Annotated in this window: 16 protein-coding genes; 8 read left to right on the forward strand and 8 right to left on the reverse strand. The window is 61.0% G+C overall.

The annotated features are described in order from the left end of the window. Positions 1-80: 80 nt before the first annotated feature. From AC1Q6D_RS28290 to AC1Q6D_RS28300, 3 genes are all read right to left on the reverse strand, one after another. On the reverse strand, positions 81-2,429 hold the full coding sequence (locus AC1Q6D_RS28290) for an FdhF/YdeP family oxidoreductase (protein WP_103406033.1): 2,349 nt from the start codon (positions 2,427-2,429) through the stop codon (positions 81-83). Further along, a complete protein-coding gene (fdhD, locus tag AC1Q6D_RS28295; RefSeq protein ID WP_103406032.1) occupies positions 2,426-3,265 on the reverse strand; it encodes a formate dehydrogenase accessory sulfurtransferase FdhD in 840 nt (279 codons plus the stop codon). The genes AC1Q6D_RS28290 and fdhD overlap by 4 nt, the downstream gene beginning before the upstream one ends. A gap of 92 nt (positions 3,266-3,357) precedes the next feature. Further along, the gene (locus tag AC1Q6D_RS28300) at positions 3,358-4,245 is read right to left on the reverse strand and encodes a LysR family transcriptional regulator (RefSeq protein WP_103406031.1); all 888 of its coding nucleotides are present in this window, start codon (positions 4,243-4,245) and stop codon (positions 3,358-3,360) included. A 148-nt stretch (positions 4,246-4,393) separates the two neighbouring features. Here AC1Q6D_RS28300 and lysM point away from each other — a divergent pair, with 148 nt between their 5' ends. After that, positions 4,394-4,843 (forward strand): peptidoglycan-binding protein LysM, encoded by a 450-nt coding sequence (lysM, locus tag AC1Q6D_RS28305; protein WP_103406030.1) that lies wholly within the window; start codon positions 4,394-4,396, stop codon positions 4,841-4,843. 102 nt (positions 4,844-4,945) lie between these two features. Here the strand turns inward: lysM and yrfG are convergent, their stop codons facing one another. Beyond that, positions 4,946-5,608: a GMP/IMP nucleotidase gene (gene yrfG / locus AC1Q6D_RS28310; RefSeq protein ID WP_103406029.1), complete on the reverse strand. Its 663-nt coding sequence runs from the start codon at positions 5,606-5,608 to the stop codon at positions 4,946-4,948. A 90-nt stretch (positions 5,609-5,698) separates the two neighbouring features. On the opposite strand from yrfG, the gene nudE reads away from it, so the two are divergent. Both nudE and cysQ read left to right on the forward strand, forming a co-directional pair. Then, positions 5,699-6,265, forward strand: coding sequence for an ADP compounds hydrolase NudE (gene nudE / locus AC1Q6D_RS28315; protein ID WP_090465821.1), 567 nt, complete (start codon positions 5,699-5,701; stop codon positions 6,263-6,265). Next, positions 6,262-7,089 (forward strand): 3'(2'),5'-bisphosphate nucleotidase CysQ, encoded by an 828-nt coding sequence (cysQ, locus tag AC1Q6D_RS28320; RefSeq protein WP_103406028.1) that lies wholly within the window; start codon positions 6,262-6,264, stop codon positions 7,087-7,089. Before nudE ends, cysQ begins: the two co-directional genes overlap by 4 nt. A gap of 66 nt (positions 7,090-7,155) precedes the next feature. Here the strand turns inward: cysQ and AC1Q6D_RS28325 are convergent, their stop codons facing one another. The 4 genes from AC1Q6D_RS28325 to rfbC all read right to left on the reverse strand — a co-directional run bounded on the left by AC1Q6D_RS28325 (position 7,156) and on the right by rfbC (position 11,502). After that, entirely contained in the window at positions 7,156-7,611 is a 456-nt protein-coding gene (locus AC1Q6D_RS28325) for a YiiD C-terminal domain-containing protein (protein ID WP_047536259.1), read from the reverse strand. Positions 7,612-7,650: 39 nt separating this feature from the next. Then, positions 7,651-9,045, reverse strand: a complete 1,395-nt coding sequence (locus AC1Q6D_RS28330) for a sigma-54-dependent transcriptional regulator (RefSeq protein ID WP_103406027.1) — start codon at positions 9,043-9,045, stop codon at positions 7,651-7,653. Beyond that, a complete protein-coding gene (locus AC1Q6D_RS28335; protein WP_103406026.1) occupies positions 9,042-10,850 on the reverse strand; it encodes a sensor histidine kinase in 1,809 nt (602 codons plus the stop codon). Before AC1Q6D_RS28335 ends, AC1Q6D_RS28330 begins: the two co-directional genes overlap by 4 nt. A gap of 106 nt (positions 10,851-10,956) precedes the next feature. Continuing rightward, a complete protein-coding gene (gene rfbC / locus AC1Q6D_RS28340) occupies positions 10,957-11,502 on the reverse strand; it encodes a dTDP-4-dehydrorhamnose 3,5-epimerase (protein WP_103406025.1) in 546 nt (181 codons plus the stop codon). Between the two features lie 186 nt (positions 11,503-11,688). On the opposite strand from rfbC, the gene AC1Q6D_RS28345 reads away from it, so the two are divergent. From AC1Q6D_RS28345 to AC1Q6D_RS28365, 5 genes are all read left to right on the forward strand, one after another. Continuing rightward, on the forward strand, positions 11,689-14,601 hold the full coding sequence (locus AC1Q6D_RS28345) for an aminotransferase (RefSeq protein ID WP_103406024.1): 2,913 nt from the start codon (positions 11,689-11,691) through the stop codon (positions 14,599-14,601). A 263-nt stretch (positions 14,602-14,864) separates the two neighbouring features. Further along, on the forward strand, positions 14,865-15,743 hold the full coding sequence (aguB, locus tag AC1Q6D_RS28350) for an N-carbamoylputrescine amidase (RefSeq protein ID WP_090465808.1): 879 nt from the start codon (positions 14,865-14,867) through the stop codon (positions 15,741-15,743). A gap of 5 nt (positions 15,744-15,748) precedes the next feature. Next, positions 15,749-16,855, forward strand: a complete 1,107-nt coding sequence (gene aguA / locus AC1Q6D_RS28355; RefSeq protein ID WP_103406023.1) for an agmatine deiminase — start codon at positions 15,749-15,751, stop codon at positions 16,853-16,855. Positions 16,856-17,102: 247 nt separating this feature from the next. Beyond that, positions 17,103-17,315, forward strand: a complete 213-nt coding sequence (locus AC1Q6D_RS28360; RefSeq protein WP_047536271.1) for a hypothetical protein — start codon at positions 17,103-17,105, stop codon at positions 17,313-17,315. Positions 17,316-17,757: 442 nt separating this feature from the next. Further along, positions 17,758-19,044, forward strand: coding sequence for an OprD family porin (locus AC1Q6D_RS28365; protein WP_103406022.1), 1,287 nt, complete (start codon positions 17,758-17,760; stop codon positions 19,042-19,044). Positions 19,045-19,387: the final 343 nt, after the last annotated feature.

The following is a 19,387-nucleotide window of genomic DNA, read 5'->3' on the forward strand; positions in this document are numbered from 1 at the left end:
CGCTCCCACAATGGATCAGTGTTGAACACAAAAGCCGGTGGGAGCGAGCTTGCTCGCGATAGTGCTGGACCAGACGCCGCTTAAGCCGACCTGGCCATGATCAACCCGGTCTCGCTCGCCGCTTCCAGGCGGATGGCGACGAACTTCGACGTTGGCGTATGGCTGCCATCCCCGGTGCTTTCCAGCGGCACCAACGGGTTTACTTCCGGATAGTAGGCCGCCGCCTGCCCGGCCGGGATATCAAACGCCAGCAGCGTGAAGCCTTTCACCCGACGCTCCAGGCCGTCATCCCAGATCGATACGATGTCCGCCTTCTGCCCTGGCTTGAAGCCCAGGCGAATGATGTCGGCTTCGTTGACGAACAACACGTCACGCTGGCCTTTCACCCCGCGATAGCGGTCATTGAGCCCATAGATCGTGGTGTTGTACTGATCGTGGGAGCGCATCGATTGCAGGATCAGGTCCGGCCGTACGCCGGTGGCGCGGGTGCGTTCGTGCACCAGGTCCTTGGGCAAAACGTTCGGGCGGAAATTGGCCCGGCCTGACGCGGTGTTCCATTTGCGCGCACCGGCGCTGTTGCCGAGGTAGAACCCCCCTGGATTCTTGATTTTCTCGTTGAAGTCCTTGAAGCCGGGGATGGTGTCGGCAATCAGGTCGCGGATGCGTCTGTAGTCGGCCACCAGCCAGTTCCAGCCCACCGGGTGGTTGCCCAGCGTGGCTGCCGCGATACCGGCCAGAATCGCCGGCTCCGAACGCATCTGGTTCGACAGCGGCTCCAATTGGCCGTTGGAGGCGTGGACCATGCTGAAGGAGTCTTCGACGGTCACCGCTTGGGGGCCTTCGGTTTGTCGGTCGATATCGGTCCGGCCCAGGCACGGCAAGATCAGCGCATCTTTACCGTGGGCCAGATGGCTGCGATTGAGCTTGGTGCTGATTTGTACGGTCAGGTCGCAATTGCTCAGGGCCTGGAAGGTCCTTGGGCTGTCGGGCGTGGCTTGGGCGAAGTTGCCGCCCAGGGCCATGAAAACTTTGGCGCGGCCTTCGGCCATGGCGTGAATCGCCTCGACCACGTTGTGACCGTTTTCACGTGGCACTTTGAATGGGAAACGGCGCTCCAGCGCATCGAGGAACGCCACCGGCGGGCGCTCGTTGATGCCCATGGTCCGATCGCCCTGCACGTTACTGTGGCCACGCACCGGGCACAGCCCCGCGCCCGGACGCCCGATGTTGCCACGCAGCAGCATCAGGTTGGCGATTTCCTGGATGGTCGCCACCGAATGGCGATGCTGGGTGATGCCCATGGCCCAGCACATGATGACGTTCTTGCCTTTGGCGTACATGCGCGCGGCCTGCTCGATTTCCACCAGGGGCAGGCCGGACTGCTCGACGATCTGCTCCCACGGGGTGTCGTCAATGACGGCCAGGTAATCCAGCACGTTGACGCTGTGTTCGTTGAGGAAATCGTGATCGAACACGGCAGGCTCACCCGCCTTCTGCGCGTCGCGCTCCCACTGCAACAGGAACTTGGCCATGCCCCGCATGATCGCCATGTCGCCGCCCAGTGCCGGGCGGAAGTACGCGGTGTTGGTCGGCTTGTCGCCATTGGTGAGCATTTCGATCGGGTGTTGCGGGTGCTGGAAGCGTTCCAGGCCCCGTTCTTTGAGCGGGTTGATACACACCACTTGAGCGCCACGTTTCACTGCATCGCGCAGCGGTTCGAGCATCCGTGGATGGTTGGTGCCGGGGTTCTGGCCCCAGACGAAAATGGCATCGGCGTGCTCAAAGTCATCGAAGGTCACGGTGCCCTTGCCGACGCCAACGCTCTGCGCCAACGCGACACCACTGGCCTCGTGGCACATGTTCGAGCAGTCGGGGAAGTTGTTGGTGCCGTAGGCACGCACGAACAACTGATAGAGAAAAGCCGCTTCGTTGCTGGCACGTCCCGAGGTGTAGAACTCGGCTTGATCCGGGCTCGACAAGCCGCGCAGATGCTTGGCGATCAGGGCAAAGGCATCGTCCCAGCTGATGGGTTGGTACCGATCGGTCTCGGCGTTGTAGCGCAACGGCTCGGTCAGGCGGCCCTGGTATTCAAGCCAGTAGTCGCTCTGCTCCAGCAACGAGGTGACGCTGTGTCTGGCGAAGAATTTGCCGTCGACACGTCGTTTGGTCGCTTCCCAGTTCACCGCTTTGGCGCCGTTCTCGCAGAACGCCACCATGCCGCCTTCCAGCGAATCGCCCCAGGCGCAACCGGGGCAATCGAAGCCGCCGTTCTTGTTGGTCTTGAGCATCATGCGCAGGTTTTTCAGCGCGTTGTCGCTGGTCAACCAGGCTTGGGCGACGCTGATCAGGGCGCCCCAGCCACCGGCGGGGCCTTTGTAGGGTTTGTAGCGAGGAACGGGTGTCTGGTCGGCTTGACGGTGTTGACTCACGCTTGATTCTCCAAAGCCGGGCTGTAGACCCGTGGCGCATTCTTTTGTGGCAAATGGATGAGGTTGAGGTTGTGGCGACGGGCCCATTGCACGGCAAGGCCTGTGGGCGAGGACAGGCTGACCAGGGTCTGGATGCCGGCGCGCAGCACTTTCTGGATCAATTCGAGGCTGCAACGGCTGGTGACAATCGCCAGTCCGCCGCTGATCGGGATATTGCGACGGATCAGGCCGCCAATCAGTTTGTCGAGGGCGTTGTGCCGGCCGATGTCTTCGCGACCCAGCAACAATTGGCCCTGATCGTTCATGAACACCGCAGCGTGTACCGCACCGCAATACTGGCCCAGCGGCTGGAACTCACTGATGCGCTGGCGCAGGCCGTCGAGCCATTCGGCGGGCGGCAACGGTGCGCCGGGCAGCACCTGAAGGTCCGGCAAGGCCTGTTCGACCGCTTCCACGCCGCAGAGCCCGCAACCGCTGGTGCCTGCCAGTTGCCGGCGCTGTTGCTTGAGGTTCCAGAACGCGCGGTTGGCAATGGTCACTTGCGCGTATTGCGCCGAACCCGAGCCGCTGAGTTGCAGGTCATAAATCTCGCCAGCGTCCTGGATGATGCCGCTGCCAAGACTGAAGCCGACGACGAAGTCTTCAAGATCGGTCGGTGTCACCAGCATGACCGCCTGGCTGATGCCGTTGTAGGCAATCGCCAGCGCGACTTCTTCAGCCAACGCTGTGCTGGCCGATTCAGAGTATTGAAGGTTGCTATAGCTGTAAGTCTGGCTGGCAGCGGGCTCGGGCGTTTTGGAGGCGGGCGCCGAGCAGTCAGGGCGCTTGGCGTTCATGGCATCACCGACGGTTTGATCAGCTTTAAGACTAGGCGCGACAACATGTCACGTCTAATTGCTATTACTGATCCACCGATAGATGGCGTCGATCAAGCCTTCGCCAGCGATTGTTGCAGGATCGCAAAACACGCTTCCGCCAGCGCCGATCGTGGGGCGCTGCGCCGCATGATCAACCCCAGTCGGGCCAGGGTCTGGGCATCGTCGATGGGGTGCAGGCGCAGATGGTCGGTGAGTTGTTCAAAACCGCCATCCAGCGGCATCACGGCACAGCACAGACCCCCGTGCACTGCCTGAAACAATTGATGCACTGCGTCGGTTTGCAGCAACGGTTGCGGCGTCAGGCCTCGGATGTGGAAGTTGTGGTCGATGGACTGGCGAAAGTGCATGCCACTGGTGAGCATACCCAGCGGCAGTTCGATCAACGATTCCCAGGTCAGTGGCGACTCGCCGAAGTTGAAGAAGCGCTGATCGTAAAGCAGGCCCATGCGTGCTTCGCTGAACGTCAGCGACTCGAAGCGTTCGCTGTCCAGGCGTTCCAGGTAAGAGACGCCGATATCCAGTCGATTATTCGCCAGTTGTTCGAGGATCTGCTCGGAGCTCAACGCCGACAGCTCAAAGCGCAGGTTCGGGTGTTGCGCGTGCAGGCGTTGCAGCAGCGGCAGTGGGTCGAAACTCGACAACGGCACCACGCCCAGGCGCAACGTACCGACCAGGTTGCCGCGACAGGCGGCGGCCTCGGCGTAAAGGCCATCGTAGGCAGCCAACACCGTGCGCGCCCAGGCCAGCACCCGCTCGCCCGGTGCGGTAAAGCCTTCGAAGCGCTGACCGCGATTGACCAGCGGCAAGTCGAGTTCTTCTTCGAGGTTGCGCAGGCGCATGGACAGGGTTGGCTGGGTGATGTGGCAGCGCGCGGCGGCCTGGCCGAAGTGGCGTGTTTCGTCGAGAGCGATGAGGAATTTCAGCTGCTTGATGTCCATCTTCGCTCCAGGGCGGCTCCAGGGGGTTGAGCAAGTACGGATTCTATCGCCGGGGGAAGGCGGCGTCATTGGTCGGGTTGGATCCACAAGCCACAGGGGTGGTCTAGGCTTTTGCGTCTGAACACTTAATTCCCATGGAGAGCACCCGATGAGCCTGTTCAGTTTTCTAAAAGAAGCCGGTGAAAAAATCCTCGATGCGCTGACGCCGGACAAGGCTGAGGCCAACAGTGAAGCGTTGACCAGGCACGTGCAAAGTGCGCTGACGGGGATCGACACGTCGAAGATTCAGGTGAAGGTCGAGGGCGATAAAGTCATTGCCAGCGGCGAAGCGAATACGCAGGAAGAGAAGGAAAAAATCCTCCTGGCGCTGGGCAACGTGGCGGGTGTCAGCGGCGTTGACGACCAGATCACCGTGACCGGCCCCGTCGTCGTGGCCGCCAAGTTTGTCGTGGTCGAGAAGGGTGACACGCTGAGCGCCATCTCCCTGCGCGTGTATGGCAACGCCAACCTGTACAACAAAATCTTCGAAGCCAACAAGCCGATGCTCAAGGATGTGAACAAGATCTATCCGGGGCAGTCGTTGCGGATTCCCGAGTAAGGCTTTAGCCAGTGTGATGACCATCGAGGGCAAGCCACGCTCCCACAGGTTATACGCAATCCTGTGGGAGCGTGGCTTGCCCGCGATGCCGGAGCCTCGGTCTCAGAGGCCTTCGATAAGCACCCGATAATCCTCCACCGCCGCAAACTCTGCCGTGTCCTTCGGCCCCTTTCTGCTGTCCGGCTCTTTCACCGCCAGCAAATGCGTCACGCCGAATTCCCGGGCACTGCGCAGGATCGGCAGGGTGTCGTCGATAAACAGGCTGCGTGCCGGATCGAACTTGATGTCAGCTTGTAACGCCTGCCAAAACTGCGGGTTTTCCTTGGGGAAACCGTAGTCGTGGGAGCTGATCAAGCGTTCGAAGTAGGGCGCCAGTTCGATTCTTTCGAGTTTCAATGACAGGGAGTCGCGGTGGGCATTGGTGATCAGTACCACGCGTTTACCCGCCCGTTTGATCGCCGCCAGGAAGGTGTCCGCATCCGGGCGCAGGGCGATCAGGTGCGCGGTTTCCAGTTTCAATTCGCGCACTGGCAGCTTGAGTTCGGCACTCCAGAAATCCAGGCAGTACCACTGCAACAGACCGGCATTGCGTTCGAACAGCGGTTGCAGTTCCAGCTCGGCCATGGCCCGGCTGACCCCGTGCAAATCGGCATAACGCTGAGGCAGGTGCTCCAGCCAGAAATGGTTGTCGAAGTGCAGATCCAGCAGCGTGCCGTCCATGTCCAGCAGAACGGTGTCGATGTCGTGCCAGGGCAGCAGGGGCATAAAAAACTTCTCCAGCGGTAAAAAAGGTATCCGAAGACAACAATCAGGATAGGCCGGGTATAGTAACCCGCTATTGCCCAGGAGCCGCTCATGCGCCAGAAACCCACCGTCCTCGCCCGCGAGATCGTCGCCACCAGCCGTTTGTTCTGTGTCGAAGAACTGAAGCTGCGCTTTTCCAACGGCGTGGAGCGCACTTATGAGCGATTGGTCGGCAAGGGCGCCGGGTATGGCGCGGTGATGGTCGTGGCGATGCTCGACGCCGAGCATGCGGTGCTGGTCGAAGAGTATTGCGGCGGCACCGATGCCTACGAACTGTCACTGCCCAAAGGCTTGATCGAGCCGGGTGAAGACGTGCTGGCGGCGGCCGAACGGGAGCTCAAGGAAGAGGCGGGTTTTGGTGCCCGGCAATTGGAGCATCTGACCGAGTTGTCGTTGTCGCCCGGCTACATGAGCCAGAAAATCCAGGTGGTGCTGGCCACCGATCTTTATGAGGAGCGTCTGGAGGGTGACGAGCCGGAGCCGATGGGCCAGAGCAAGGTCAATCTGCGCGAGCTGTCCACTCTGGTGCAAAACCCACAGTTCACTGAGGGGCGAGCCTTGGCGGCGCTGTACCTGGCCCGTGACTTGCTGACTCAACGCGGAGTGTTCCTGCCATGAATTTCCCTCATCCATTGATGGCGCCGGTGGTCGAACTGGCGTTGCAGGCGGGCGAAGCGATCCTGCCGTTCTGGCGCGCAGGCACAGCGGTGACGACCAAGGCTGACGACTCTCCGGTGACCGCCGCCGACCTGGCTGCCCATCACCTGATTCTGGCCGGGCTGACGGCACTCGATCCGAGCATCCCGGTGCTGTCCGAAGAGGACGCCAACATCCCCCGGAGCGTGCGCGCCGGGTGGCAGCGCTGGTGGTTGGTAGACCCTTTGGATGGAACCAAAGAGTTCATTTCCGGCAGTGAAGAGTTCACCGTCAACATCGCCCTGATCGAACAGGGCCGTGTGGTGTTTGGTGTGGTGTCGATGCCGACCAATGGTCGCTTTTACGTGGGCGGTGCCGGGTTGGGCGCGTGGCGTGGTGACAGGGGCGAAGCGCCGCTGCCGATTCAGGTTCGCGAAGTGCCGCCGGCGGGTGCGTCGTTCACAGTGGTCGCCAGCCGTCGCCATTCCAGCCCTGAGCAAGAACGTTTGCTGGCCGGGTTGAGCGCCAGTCTGGGTGAGTTGGAACTGGCCAATATCGGCAGTTCATTGAAGTTTTGTCTGTTGGCCGAAGGGGCGGCGGATTGTTATCCGCGCCTGGCACCCACCTCGCAGTGGGACACGGCGGCCGCGCAAGGCGTGCTGGAAGGGGCGGGTGGCGAGGTGCTGGAGCTGAGCGGTGCGCCTTTCAGCTATCCGGCCCGGGAATCGTTGTTGAATGAGTTCTTTTTGGCACTGCCGGCGAAGGCGGCGTGGCGGGAGAAATTGCTCGAGCTGGCCCGCTCCTGACGTTTTCTTAGATCTGAGGCGAGGGAGCAAGCTCGCTCGCCACAGGGTTTTGCATCGTCCTCACGTTCAGCGGTGCAGTACGTACTGCCCGGTGAACGTCACGGCATCTTCCTCGCTTCCCGCATTCACGACCCGGGTATGCAGTGTCAAACGCGCCCGGCCGTAACGCTGGTACATGGTCAGGAATTTCTTCCACACCGCTGCACTCGGCGCCTGGCAAATGGCGTTCGCATCGCCGGTCACAGGGAGCGGGTAGCTGATCTGCCCTTCCTGAATCACGATGTGCCCGTCTTCAATCCCTTCTTCCTTCAGTCGCAAATGCAGCCAGCCCCAGCCGGCCAGTACCGCGCCGCAATACAGGCTGCCGCCGAACATGGTGCTCTTGTGGTTGACGTTGGCGTCCAGCGGCAAATACAAGCGCAGCTGCTGATCGTGCCAGTCGAGCACTTTGAGGCCCATGTCCCGCGTGAGGGGGATGTCGTGATGGAGGACGGTTTCCAGGTAACGACTGTCGCGGTTCATTCGGGGCCTCATGTTTGAAGTGGATGATTAGACAGTGGGTCAATCGAGTTCGTCGGTGTGGCTGGAGACGCCGCTGTCGGCGAAGCTCAGGCCGTGCTTGCGCAGCTTGTCGTGCAAGGTCTTGCGTGGAATGCCCAAGGCTTCGGCGACGCTGCGCAGCGAACTGTGCGAGCGCGCCAGTTCGGCGGCGATCAGGGTCTTTTCGAAGTTTTCCACTTGTTCGCTCAGGCCACCGCTGACCACCGCCAGCGGCGCCCCGGCCGTCTCTTGCGGCTCTGAGTTGTCCAGGGCCAGCTCCAGGCCGAGGGCGAAGCGTTCGGCGGCGTTTTGCAGTTCGCGCACGTTGCCGGGCCAGGTGTGACGCAACAGCTGCGCGCGTTGCCCAGGTTGCAGCTCGTGGGTCGGCAAGCCATGGCGGGCGCTGGCTTCATCGGCAAAATGCTGGAACAGCATCAAGGCATCTTCGCCGCGCTCGCGCAGGGGCGGAATACGCAGCGGTGCGACGTTCAGTCGGTAATACAAGTCGGCGCGAAAACGTCCTTGATCGGCAGACTGGCGCAGGTCTTCCTTGGTGGCGGCGATGATACGGATGTCCAGCGGGATCAGTTGATTGCCACCCAGGCGTTCGACCACCCGTTCTTGCAGCAAACGCAGCAACTTCACCTGCACATCCAGGCTCATGCTTTCGATTTCATCGAGGAACAGCGTGCCGCCGTTGGCGAATTCGAACTTGCCGATGCGACGCTTCTGCGCCCCTGTGAAGGCGCCCGGCTCGTGACCGAACAGCTCGCTTTCGACCACCGATTCGGCCAGTGCGCCGGCGTTGATCGCCACGAACGGACCATTGCGCCGATTCGACAGGTCATGCAGCGCCCGCGCGACCACCTCTTTACCGGCCCCGGTTTCGCCAAGGATCAGCACGTCGGCCTTGGTGGCCGCCAAGGCGCCGATCTGTTCGCGCAGGCGCAGCATCGAGGGCGATTGCCCCACCAGACGGGTGGTCAATTCATTGCGATCGCTCAGGGCCAGACGCAGGCTGCGGTTGTCCAGCACCAGTCGGCGCAAGGCCAGGGCGCGGCGCACACTGTCGAGCAGGGCGTCGCTGGCGAAAGGTTTTTCCAGGAAGTCGTAGGCGCCGGCGCGCATGGCTTGCACCGCCAGTGGTACGTCACCGTGACCGGTAATCAGCAGCACCGGCAACTCCGGGTCCTGGGCGTGGAGTTCAGTCAGCAGTTCCAGGCCGTCCATGCCCGGCATGCGGATATCGCTGACCACAACGCCTGGCCAGTCGCGTTCCAGCTGTGCAGCCAGGCCCTTGGCTTCGGCCAGCGGCAGGATTTTCAGGCCGGCCAGATCCAGCGTCTGGCTCAAGGCCTGGCGCAGGTGGGGATCGTCGTCGATCAACACGACCTGGATGCGGTTGTCGATGGTCATGCACTTCGGTCCTCGGACGGTTGCAGGCTCACACCCGGTGCGCCTGCGCGCAGCTTCAGGGTAATCAATGCGCCACCTTCCTTGTGGTTGGCGAACGACAGTTCACCACCGAAGGCGCGCATCAGGGTTTCGCAGATCGCCAGCCCCAGTCCAAGGCCCTGGGTGCGGGTCTTGGTGGTGTAGAAGGGTTCGCTGGCGCGGCCAAGGGCTTCCATGCAAAAGCCGGGGCCGTTGTCGCGAATGTACAGGTGGACGCCGTCAGCGGTGGATTGGGCACTTAGCCAGAGTTTGCGCGGCGGGCCTTTTTCCGTCAGGGCGTCCAGGGCGTTGGCCAGCAGATTGCCGAGCACCTGGCGCAGACGGGTTTCCCCGGCCTCGACCCACAGGGTGGCGGCGGGTAAATCGCGGATCAGTTCGACCTCCATGCTGCGCCGGCGCTTGGCCAGCAACGCCAGGGCATCGTCCAGCGCCGGTTGCAGGGCGACGCTTTCCGGGGCGTGGCGATCACGGCGGGCAAAGGCGCGCAGATGGGCGATGATCGAGGCCATGCGCCCGGTCAATTCGCTGATCAATTTGAGATTGCTCCGGGCGTCGTCGGTGCGCTGGTGATCGAGCAGTACTTCAGCGTTTTCCGCGTAGCTGCGAATCGCGGCCAGCGGTTGGTTGAGTTCGTGGCTGATGCTCGCCGACATCGTGCCCAGCGCCGACAGTTTGCCGGCCTGCACCAGATCGTCCTGGGCGCGCACCAGTTCCTGCTGGGCCTGTTCGCGCTCCAGCACTTCCTGTTTGAGTCGACGGTTGAGGCCTTCCAGATCGCTGGTGCGCTCGGCGACCCGGGCTTCCAGTTCGCGTCGGGCCTTGGCCTCGAATGCGATTCGGTCGAGGTAATGGCGGCGGCGCTGCATCATCAGGCCGAGCAACAGCATCAGCACCAACAGCGTCGCGCCACCGATGGCGACGACCGTGCGCACGGGGCGGTCAATCAGGGTGCGCGGCGCGAGAATGCTGACGTCCCAGCCGGTTTCCGCGATCGACTGGGTCTGGGTCAGCCAGGCGTTGGGGTTGAGATTCAAGGGCTTTGGCTCGCGCGTCGGATAAGGCTGGATCGCGGTGATCGCCTTGCTCTCTTCATCGTTCAGCGGCCGGGTCGCGCGAAAGCGCCATTCCGGTCGCGAGGTGATGATGACGACGCCGTTATGGTCGGTCAGCAGCAGCTGTTCCGGGGTTTTGCCCCACAGGCTTTCGGTGTGGTCGAGGTCAACCTTCACCACCAGCACGCCAATGATTTTCTCGCCCTCACGCACTGCTGCGGCGAAGAAGTAGCCGCGTTTGGCGGACGTGGTGCCCAGCCCGAAAAAGCGCCCGAGCCGGCCGGCCATGGCTTCGCTGAAGTACGGGCGGAAGGCAAAGTTACGGCCGACGAAGCTGTCGTGCTTGTCCCAGTTGGACGCGGCCAGGGTCTTGCCTGTGGTGTCCATCAGGTACATGACTTCGGCCCCGGTCTGGGCGCTGATGTTCTTCAGCAGGCGGTTGGCGTTGCCTTGGGTGACGCCGTCGTCTGGCGCACCGAGCACGGCGCGCAGGGCCGGCAGATCGCCGAGGATCTGCGGCAGTACCTCATAGCGATGCAGGGTGCCCAGCAGGTTGGCGACATAGAGATCGAGGGTCTGCCGGTTCTGGCTGGCCAGCTCGCTGCGGTAATAGCGCTCGGCCAGATGCTCCAGCGGCCACAACAACGGCGCCAGGCACAAGGCGAGCAGCGCCAGGCTGCGCCAGCGAGGTCTGCGGGGGAGGGTCGGGGTCATAAGCATCGAGCGCCTGTGGGTACAGGCGCATTATGCCTAGGCTTGCGGGCGCAGTCTGCGCACCTGGGGGCAGGTGCGCCTGCGCGGTGAAGCTTCAGGTCGGGTTTCAGGCAAATACTTCGGCGTCCTTGAGCAATGCCCCGACCTTATCCTTGGCCGACAGTTGCGGTGCGGCGTCCAGTTGCCAGTCGATGGCCAGGTCCGGGTCATCCCAACGAATGCAGCGTTCGGCCGACGGGTTGTAGTAGTCGGTGGTCTTGTAGAGGAATTCGGCGTTGTCGCTCAACACCACGAAGCCATGGGCAAAGCCTTCAGGAATCCAGAGCTGGCGATTATTGGCGGCGGACAGACGCACCGCGACCCATTTTCCGAAATGCGGCGAGCTGCGGCGGATGTCCACGGCGACGTCGAGCACTTCACCGGCCGTGACTCGAACCAGCTTGCCCTGCGTGTTTTGCAGTTGGTAATGCAGGCCACGAAGCACGCCTTTTTGCGAGCGCGAGTGATTGTCCTGAACGAACGGGGTGTTCAGGCCGGTCGCTTCTTCGAAAGCCTTTGCGTTGAAGCTTTCGTAAAAGAACCCCCGCTCGTCACCAAACACCTTGGGTTCGATGATCAGAACACCGGGCAGGTCGGTGGTGACTACATTCATGGTGCTTCTCCAGTGCTAGGCGTAGATGGTCGACATTCTTGCGTAGAGTCTTGTTCAAGACGAGTGGCGCGTCATTTTTCTTTTTCCGTTTACCCGGCCGGCCCGTCGTCAGACGGGTGAAGGGGGTTGCGTATCGCCCCAAGCAGTGGCGATATAGGCGCCTAATAATATTTCAGGGGTCGTTGTATGCCGCTCGCCACGTTGATTCATCGCGCCAGTTTGCCCAGTCCGCAAGTCTCTGCGGAGCAAGCGCTTGAGCTGTTGCAGGAGCATTACGGGCTCGGCGGAAGGTTGCAGGCCCTTGGCAGCCAGCAGGATCTGAATTACCGCGTTGACAGCGACCAGGGCCGTTTCGTCCTGAAAATCTGCCGGGGCGACTATTCGGCACTGGAACTGCAAGCCCAGCATGCCGGACTCAAACATCTGGGCGAACACCCGGATGTGCACGTGCCGCGGGTGATTCCCGCGAAGAGTGGCGCGGACCTGCTGACGCTGGAAGTCGGTGGCCAAGCGGTACACGTGCGTTTGCTGGACTACATCGAAGGCCAGTCCCTGACCCATCTGGACCATTTCAATCGCACGGTGGTGGCCGGTTTCGGTCGCTTGTGCGGCGAGATGGACCTGGCGCTGGCGGCTTTCGATCATCCGGGGCTGGAGCGCACCCTGCAGTGGGACGCTCGCCATGCTCAGGCGTTGATCGCGCATTTGTTGCCGGTGATCCAGGACGACACTCAGCGCCAGTTGATCGCCGAAGCGGCGGAGCAGGCTGAACGCCATTTGCAGCCACTGGTGGACAAGCTGCCGGTGCAGGCCATCCATATGGACATCACCGACGATAACGTGGTGTGGCAACGGGACTCGCAACGCCACTGGCAGCTGCAGGGCGTGATCGATTTCGGTGATTTGATCCGCACTTGGCGCATCACCGACCTGTCGGTCACCTGCGCGGCGTTGCTGCATCACGCCGACGGCGACCCGTTCTGCATTTTGCCGGCGGTGCAGGCTTATCACGCGGTCAATCCGCTGACCCATGAAGAACTGCTGGCGTTGTGGCCGCTGATCGTCGCTCGTGCGGCGGTGTTGGTGCTCAGTGGTGAGCAGCAAGTCAGCATCGATCCGGGCAATTATTACAGTCGTGACAACCTGACTCACGAGTGGGAAATTTTCCGCGTCGCCACGTCGGTGCCCTTGGCCTTGATGGAAGCGGCGATCCTGACGTCGGTGGGCCAGAACCTGCCGGAAATTGGCAGCGAAGGCTTCGCGCCGCTGCTGCCAAGCCTGGTCGGTCGCGAGTTTGCGTTGATCGATCTGGGTGTGCTCAGCCCGCATTTCGACGCCGGTAACTGGGAGCAGGAGGGCGTGGATCAGCGGCTATTGAACGAAGCCGCCGCCGCACACGGCCTGGCGGCCAGTCGTTACGGGCAATACCGCTTGTCCCGCACCCGACCGGACAGCGCCATCGAACCGGACACCTGCCCGTTGCATGTCGAACTGCGCGTGCCCCACGGCACGGCGGTCGAATCGCCGTTTGCCGGCATGATCCATCAACCGTCGCCTGGCGTGTTGCAACTCGACGGCCCGCAACTGAGCGTGCGGCTCCAGGGCGTCACGCCGTCACTGCATACCGGGGCGGCGCTGGTCAAAGGACAGGTGCTGGGTACGGTCAGCGGGCCGCTGATCGTGCAACTGACTCGTGGAGGCTCGGTGACAGCACCGTTGTTCTGCACGCCTTCACGTGCGGCCGCCTGGCAAGCGTTGTGCCCGTCACCGGCGGCGCTGCTGGGGCTGGCCTGCGATGCTGAAGCCGAACTCGACGCACCCACCCTGTTGGCCCGTCGCGACGCCAGTTTCGCCCGCACGCAAAAACACTATTACGTCGACCCGCCGCGCATTGAACGCGGCTGGCGCAACCACCTGATCGACATGCAGGGCCGCTCCTACCTCGACATGCTCAACAACGTCGCGGTGCTGGGGCACGGCCATCCGCGCATGGCAGCGGTCGCCAGTCGTCAGTGGTCGCTGCTGAACACCAACTCACGGTTCAACTACGCGGCAGTCGCCGAGTTTTCCGAGCGCTTGTTGAAGCTGGCGCCGGACTCCATGGACCGCGTTTTCCTGGTCAACAGCGGCAGCGAGGCCAATGACCTGGCGATCCGCCTGGCGTGGGCCTACAGCGGCGGCCGCGACATGCTCAGCGTGCTGGAGGCCTATCACGGCTGGACGGTGGGCGCCGATGCGGTCTCGACCTCGATTGCCGACAACCCGAAAGCCTTGAGCAGTCGTCCGGACTGGGTGCACCCGGTGACGGCACCGAACACGTATCGCGGCGAGTTCCGTGGCCCGGACAGTGCGCCGGACTATGTGCGCAGCGTCGAACACAATCTGGCGAAAATCGCCGAACAAAAACGCCAGTTGGCCGGCTTCATCTGCGAGCCGGTTTATGGCAATGCCGGTGGCATTTCGTTGCCGCCGGGGTACCTGAAGCAGGTCTATGCCATGGTGCGTGCCCGGGGCGGTGTGTGCATCGCCGACGAAGTGCAAGTCGGTTACGGGCGCATGGGCCATTTCTTCTGGGGTTTCGAAGAACAGGGCGTGGTGCCGGACATCATCACCATGGCCAAAGGCATGGGTAACGGCCAGCCTCTGGGGGCGGTGATCACTCGCCGGGAAATCGCCGAAGCACTGGAAGCCGAGGGGTATTTCTTCTCGTCCGCCGGCGGCAGCCCGGTGAGTTGCCAGGTCGGCATGGCGGTGCTGGATGTGATGGAAGAGGAAAAACTCTGGGAAAACGCTCAGGTCGTTGGCGGCTATTTCAAGGAGCGTCTGGAAGCGCTGATCGACATTCATCCGCTGGTGGGCGCGGTGCACGGGTCCGGGTTCTACCTGGGCGTGGAATTGATCCGCAACCGCGAAACCCTGGAACCGGCGACCGAGGAAACCACCGCGCTGTGCGATCGTTTGCGCGAATTGGGGATCTTCATGCAGCCGACGGGCGATTTCCTGAACGTCCTCAAGATCAAACCGCCGATGGTCACTTCGCGCCGCAGCGTGGATTTCTTTGTGGACATGCTCTCGAAGGTGCTCTCGGAAGACCTGTAAACACCGCCCCTGTAGGCGCGAGCCTGCTCGCGATGAGGTCGTGTCAGTCACGGATGTTTTGATTGAAAGACCGCTATCGCGAGCAAGCTCGTTTCCACAGGAATGGCGGCATAAGTTCGATTGTTATCGGGTTTAAGTGTGTATTTTTAGACGTAAGGCATATTTGTCGCTTTTAAAGCCGATTTTTATCGGCTATAAAGTCGCCAATGCCAGGGCGTGGATAAACCATGCCCGACCGTCACGCACTTGCCCGGAGATGATTCATGAGCCGTAACGTTACCGTCGCCGCCACTCAGATGGCCTGTTCCTGGGACCTTGAAGGCAATATCGAAGTCGCTGAACGGCTGGTCCGTGAAGCCGCCGCCAAAGGCGCGCAGATCATCCTGATCCAGGAACTGTTCGAGGCGCCGTACTTCTGCCAGAAGCCGAACCCGGATTACCTGCAGCTGGCCACGACGGTCGAAGACAACGTCGCCATCAAGCATTTCCAGAAAGTCGCCAGGGAACTGCAAGTGGTGCTGCCAATCAGCTTCTACGAATTGGCCGGCCGCGCTCGTTTCAACAGCATCGCGATCATCGACGCTGACGGCAGCAACCTCGGGATTTATCGTAAAAGCCACATCCCGGACGGTCCTGGTTACCACGAGAAGTACTACTTCAACCCGGGCGATACCGGCTTCAAGGTCTGGAATACCCGTTACGCGAAAATCGGCGTGGGCATCTGCTGGGACCAGTGGTTCCCCGAGGCTGCGCGCAGCATGGCGTTGCAAGGCGCGGAAATTCTGTTCTACCCGACCGCCATCGGCAGCGAGCCCCACGACAAGACCATTTCGTCCCGCGATCACTGGCAACGCGTACAACAGGGGCACGCCGGCGCAAACCTGATGCCGCTGATCGCCAGTAACCGCATCGGCAACGAAGAACAGGACGGTTACGACATTACCTTTTATGGTTCGTCGTTCATCGCCAACCAGTTCGGCGAGAAGGTGCAGGAACTCAACGAAACCGAAGAAGGCATTCTGGTTCACACCTTCGACCTCGAAAAACTCGAACACACACGCAGCGCGTGGGGCTCCTTCCGCGACCGCCGCCCTAACCTGTATGGTGCTATCAAAACCCTCGACGGATCCCTGGAGTCCTGACTGCCATGACGACTATGAACAGCACCCCTCGCGCAGACGGCTTCTACATGCCGGCCGAGTGGGCACCACAAACCCAGACCTGGATGATCTGGCCCGAGCGCCCGGACAACTGGCGCCTGGGCGGCAAACCGGCGCAAGCCGCGCACGTGGCGGTGGCCAAGGCCATCGCCCGTTTTGAACCGGTCACCGTGGCCGTTTCCGCCGGCCAGTATGAAAACGCCCGTGCCCGTCTGGACGCGCCGAATATCCGCGTAGTGGAGATGTCCAGCGACGACGCCTGGGTCCGGGATACCGGCCCGACTTTCGTCATCAACGACAACGGCGAAGTCCGTGGCGTGAACTGGGATTTCAATGCGTGGGGCGGCTTTGACGGTGGCCTGTATTCGCCGTGGAACCGCGACTCGCAGGTGGGTGGCAAAATCCTCGAGATCGAGCGCAGCCCGCGCTATCGCACTGAAGGCTTTGTGCTTGAAGGCGGTTCGATCCACGTCGATGGCGAAGGTACGCTGATCACCACCGAGGAATGCCTGCTCAACCGCAATCGAAATCCGCACCTGAACCGTGCAGAGATCGAAGCGGTGCTCAGCGCACATCTGGCTGTGGATAAAATCATCTGGCTGCCGGACGGTCTGTTCAACGACGAAACCGACGGTCATGTGGATAACTTCTGCTGTTACGTGCGTCCGGGCGAAGTACTGTTGGCCTGGACCGATGATCCGCAGGATCCGAACTACCCGCGTTGCCAGGCTGCGATGAACGTGCTGCAAAGTAGCACCGACGCCAAGGGACGCCCCTTTACAGTGCACAAAATGCCGATTCCGGGACCGCTGTATGCGACCGAGGAAGAATGCGCGGGTGTCGATCCGGTGGACGGCACCCAGGAGCGTAACCCGACTGTTCGTCTGGCCGGTTCCTACGTGAACTTCCTGATCGTCAACGGCGGCATCATCGCTCCGAGCTTCGACGACCCGCTGGATGCTCCGGCAAAAGAGATCTTGCAGAGCCTGTTCCCGCAACACGAAGTGGTGATGGTGCCAGGCCGCGAACTGTTACTGGGTGGCGGTAACATCCACTGCCTTACCCAACAACAGCCAGCGCCGCACAAAGAGTGAGTGCAGTTGTAACAGCTTGAGTTGATTGCAAATTCGTTCTGGCAAACGTTTTCGCGTCCAGTTTCACGGCAAGCCCGCAGCCCTTCAGGACTGCGGGCTTTTTTGTATCCGCTTGTCGGCTGCCTGCACACATTGGCATAGCTCTTGTATCTGTGATGGTGCAATGCAGGGAGGGGGAGAACTTAGTTGTTCTGTCATAAACCTTGGATAAAGTCAGGCCGCTCACAAACCAGGAGAGAGCGCAGAAATGAACGCCGAAGTGAATGTGGTGAGCGAGCGGGCGTTGCATCCCCTGGCAGTAACCAGCGAATCGCTCCAGATCCTGGCGCACTGGTTCAAGTCCAATGGGACGCGTCAGATCGCAGACAGTGATCCGCGCCGGATGATAATCGAGCGTTACCCCGCTGGCTTGTTCAGCGAGGCTGAGCTGGATGCGTTGTGGGATGTGATGGAAGGATAAGTAGAAAAACAACGGATTGATCAACGAAGAACGCTGCCGGTATGGCAGCGTTTTTTTATGTCCGAAGCACCCTCATCGACCTCGGCCCATCGCTTGGAAAGCAAGCCGCAGGGCATTCACCTCGCTTGCGTCAGGCACTGCCGGCAAAAGTGCCTTCCGCCGAATCGATGGCTGTACCATTTGATGTTTTCTGCCAAGTAAAGTCATTTCTTAGACGATTTTTGCCTGATTACAGACGATTCATCAAATTGACACACCCTTGAGGCCGCAGATACGATTCGGCCCAACGCCTGTGGCTGACTGCCATAATCCAAAATAATAAAAAGGCCCGCCGCGATTCATCGTGGGCGGGCTTTTTTGTTTGCGAAATGAAAAAAGAGCGCGAAAGTGCCATTTCAGCCGTTCGACACAGCGCGTACCTACCCGTAATAAGGAAAATAATATGTTGAACAAGCGAATCAGCCTGATCGCTCTGGGGATTTTGAGCACTTCACAGGCCATGGCTAACGACCAGGCCGAATCCAAGGGTTTTGTTGAGGACAGCAGCCTCAAAGTACTGCTGCGCAACGCCTACATGAACCGTGACTACAAAGACGGCAACCCGGATAAATCCGAGTGGGGCCAAGCGGCCATCGGTACGTTCTCGTCCGGCTTCACCCAGGGCACCGTGGGCGTGGGCGTGGATGCGTTCGGCCTGTACGCACTCAACCTGGAGCGCAGTGAAAGCCGCAGCGGCGCCCAAGGCATCGACTTTTTCAAAAAAGGTGACAGCGGCCAACCGGCTAACGACCTGTCCAAGGGCGGCGCCGCCGTCAAATTCCGTCTCTCCAGCACCACGCTGACCTACGGCGACCAGATGCCGGCCCTGCCGGTATTGAGCTACGACAACGTGCGTCTGCTGCCGGAAAGCTACACCGGCACCCTGATCACCTCCAAGGAGATCAAAGGCCTGGAACTGAACGCCGGTCGCTTCACCGCCGAATCGCGCAAAAGCGCTGAAGGCCGTGACAGCGGTGGCTTGAAGTCGATCAACGTATTGGGCGGCAGCTACCAGTTCACCGAGCAATTCAAGGCAGCGCTGTACGCTTCCGACGTCGAAGACGTACTGAAGAAACAATACGTGAACGCCAACTATCTGTTCCCGATCGACAAGGATCAGTCCCTGACCCTGGACTTCAACGGCTACCGCACCAAGCTGGACGATTCTTACGTACGCGACAACAACCTCACCGGCGACGACAACAAGATCTGGAGCCTGGCGGCGACATACGCCACCGGCCCACACTCGTTCATCCTTGGCTACCAGCGCAGCACCGGCGACAGCAACCTGGGCTACGCCTACGGCGGCTACCAGAAAGATCAGGGTCGCGTCGGTGACGGTGGCAACACCATCTACCTGTCCAACTCCTACTGGTCCGACTTCAACGCCGAAGACGAACGCAGCTGGCAACTGGGCTACGGCCTGGACTTCGGCGCCTTCGGTGTTCCTGGCCTGAGCTACAACTTCGCCTACGTGCGTGGTGACAACATCACCACCTCCACCAGCACAGACGGCACTGAGCGCGAAATCTTCAACCAGTTCAAATACGTCGTGCAAAGCGGCCCGGCCAAAGACCTGAGCGTGAAACTGCGCAGCTCTGTCCTGCGCGTTTCGCAGAAGTCGAGCGAGTACAACGTCAGCGGTAACGAAGTGCGCGTGTTCGTGGATTACCCAATCAACATTTTCTGATGATCGATTGCGGTATCGAAGCCTGATGCAAGGCTGAGCGCAAAGAGAAGCCCCGACTGGTTCGGGGCTTTTTTGTGGGGGCTCGTACAGCCACCATTACGCGATATCGCAGACACAAAAAAGTGCAGGTGCAGCGGGGGCGCCATGTTCAGTTGTTGCCGGAGTGAGGTGCGCTCCCTCCAGTACACCGCACATTTTTTGTCGCTCAGTCGACATAGGTCACGTATCCGGCCATCAAGTTCGGCCGCTCGAACGTATCGATTTCATCGACGCGCTGATGCATTTCGCTGACGATTTGCTTGAACGTTGCATCATCCATGTCGATCCAGTAACGCGGATTGCG

The organism is Pseudomonas sp. MT92 (assembly GCF_058792515.1).

Excerpts from the sequence above, each read along its gene's own strand:
- fdhD (WP_103406032.1), bottom strand. The coding sequence starts at position 3,265 with ATGAACGCCAAGCGCCCTGACTGCTCGGCGCCCGCCTCCAAAACGCCC.
- AC1Q6D_RS28300 (WP_103406031.1), bottom strand. The coding sequence starts at position 4,245 with ATGGACATCAAGCAGCTGAAATTCCTCATCGCTCTCGACGAAACACGC.
- lysM (WP_103406030.1), top strand. The coding sequence starts at position 4,394 with ATGAGCCTGTTCAGTTTTCTAAAAGAAGCCGGTGAAAAAATCCTCGAT.
- yrfG (WP_103406029.1), bottom strand. The coding sequence starts at position 5,608 with ATGCCCCTGCTGCCCTGGCACGACATCGACACCGTTCTGCTGGACATG.
- nudE (WP_090465821.1), top strand. The coding sequence starts at position 5,699 with ATGCGCCAGAAACCCACCGTCCTCGCCCGCGAGATCGTCGCCACCAGC.
- cysQ (WP_103406028.1), top strand. The coding sequence starts at position 6,262 with ATGAATTTCCCTCATCCATTGATGGCGCCGGTGGTCGAACTGGCGTTG.
- AC1Q6D_RS28325 (WP_047536259.1), bottom strand. The coding sequence starts at position 7,611 with ATGAACCGCGACAGTCGTTACCTGGAAACCGTCCTCCATCACGACATC.
- AC1Q6D_RS28330 (WP_103406027.1), bottom strand. The coding sequence starts at position 9,045 with ATGACCATCGACAACCGCATCCAGGTCGTGTTGATCGACGACGATCCC.
- AC1Q6D_RS28335 (WP_103406026.1), bottom strand. The coding sequence starts at position 10,850 with ATGACCCCGACCCTCCCCCGCAGACCTCGCTGGCGCAGCCTGGCGCTG.
- rfbC (WP_103406025.1), bottom strand. The coding sequence starts at position 11,502 with ATGAATGTAGTCACCACCGACCTGCCCGGTGTTCTGATCATCGAACCC.
- AC1Q6D_RS28345 (WP_103406024.1), top strand. The coding sequence starts at position 11,689 with ATGCCGCTCGCCACGTTGATTCATCGCGCCAGTTTGCCCAGTCCGCAA.
- aguB (WP_090465808.1), top strand. The coding sequence starts at position 14,865 with ATGAGCCGTAACGTTACCGTCGCCGCCACTCAGATGGCCTGTTCCTGG.
- aguA (WP_103406023.1), top strand. The coding sequence starts at position 15,749 with ATGACGACTATGAACAGCACCCCTCGCGCAGACGGCTTCTACATGCCG.
- AC1Q6D_RS28360 (WP_047536271.1), top strand. The coding sequence starts at position 17,103 with ATGAACGCCGAAGTGAATGTGGTGAGCGAGCGGGCGTTGCATCCCCTG.
- AC1Q6D_RS28365 (WP_103406022.1), top strand. The coding sequence starts at position 17,758 with ATGTTGAACAAGCGAATCAGCCTGATCGCTCTGGGGATTTTGAGCACT.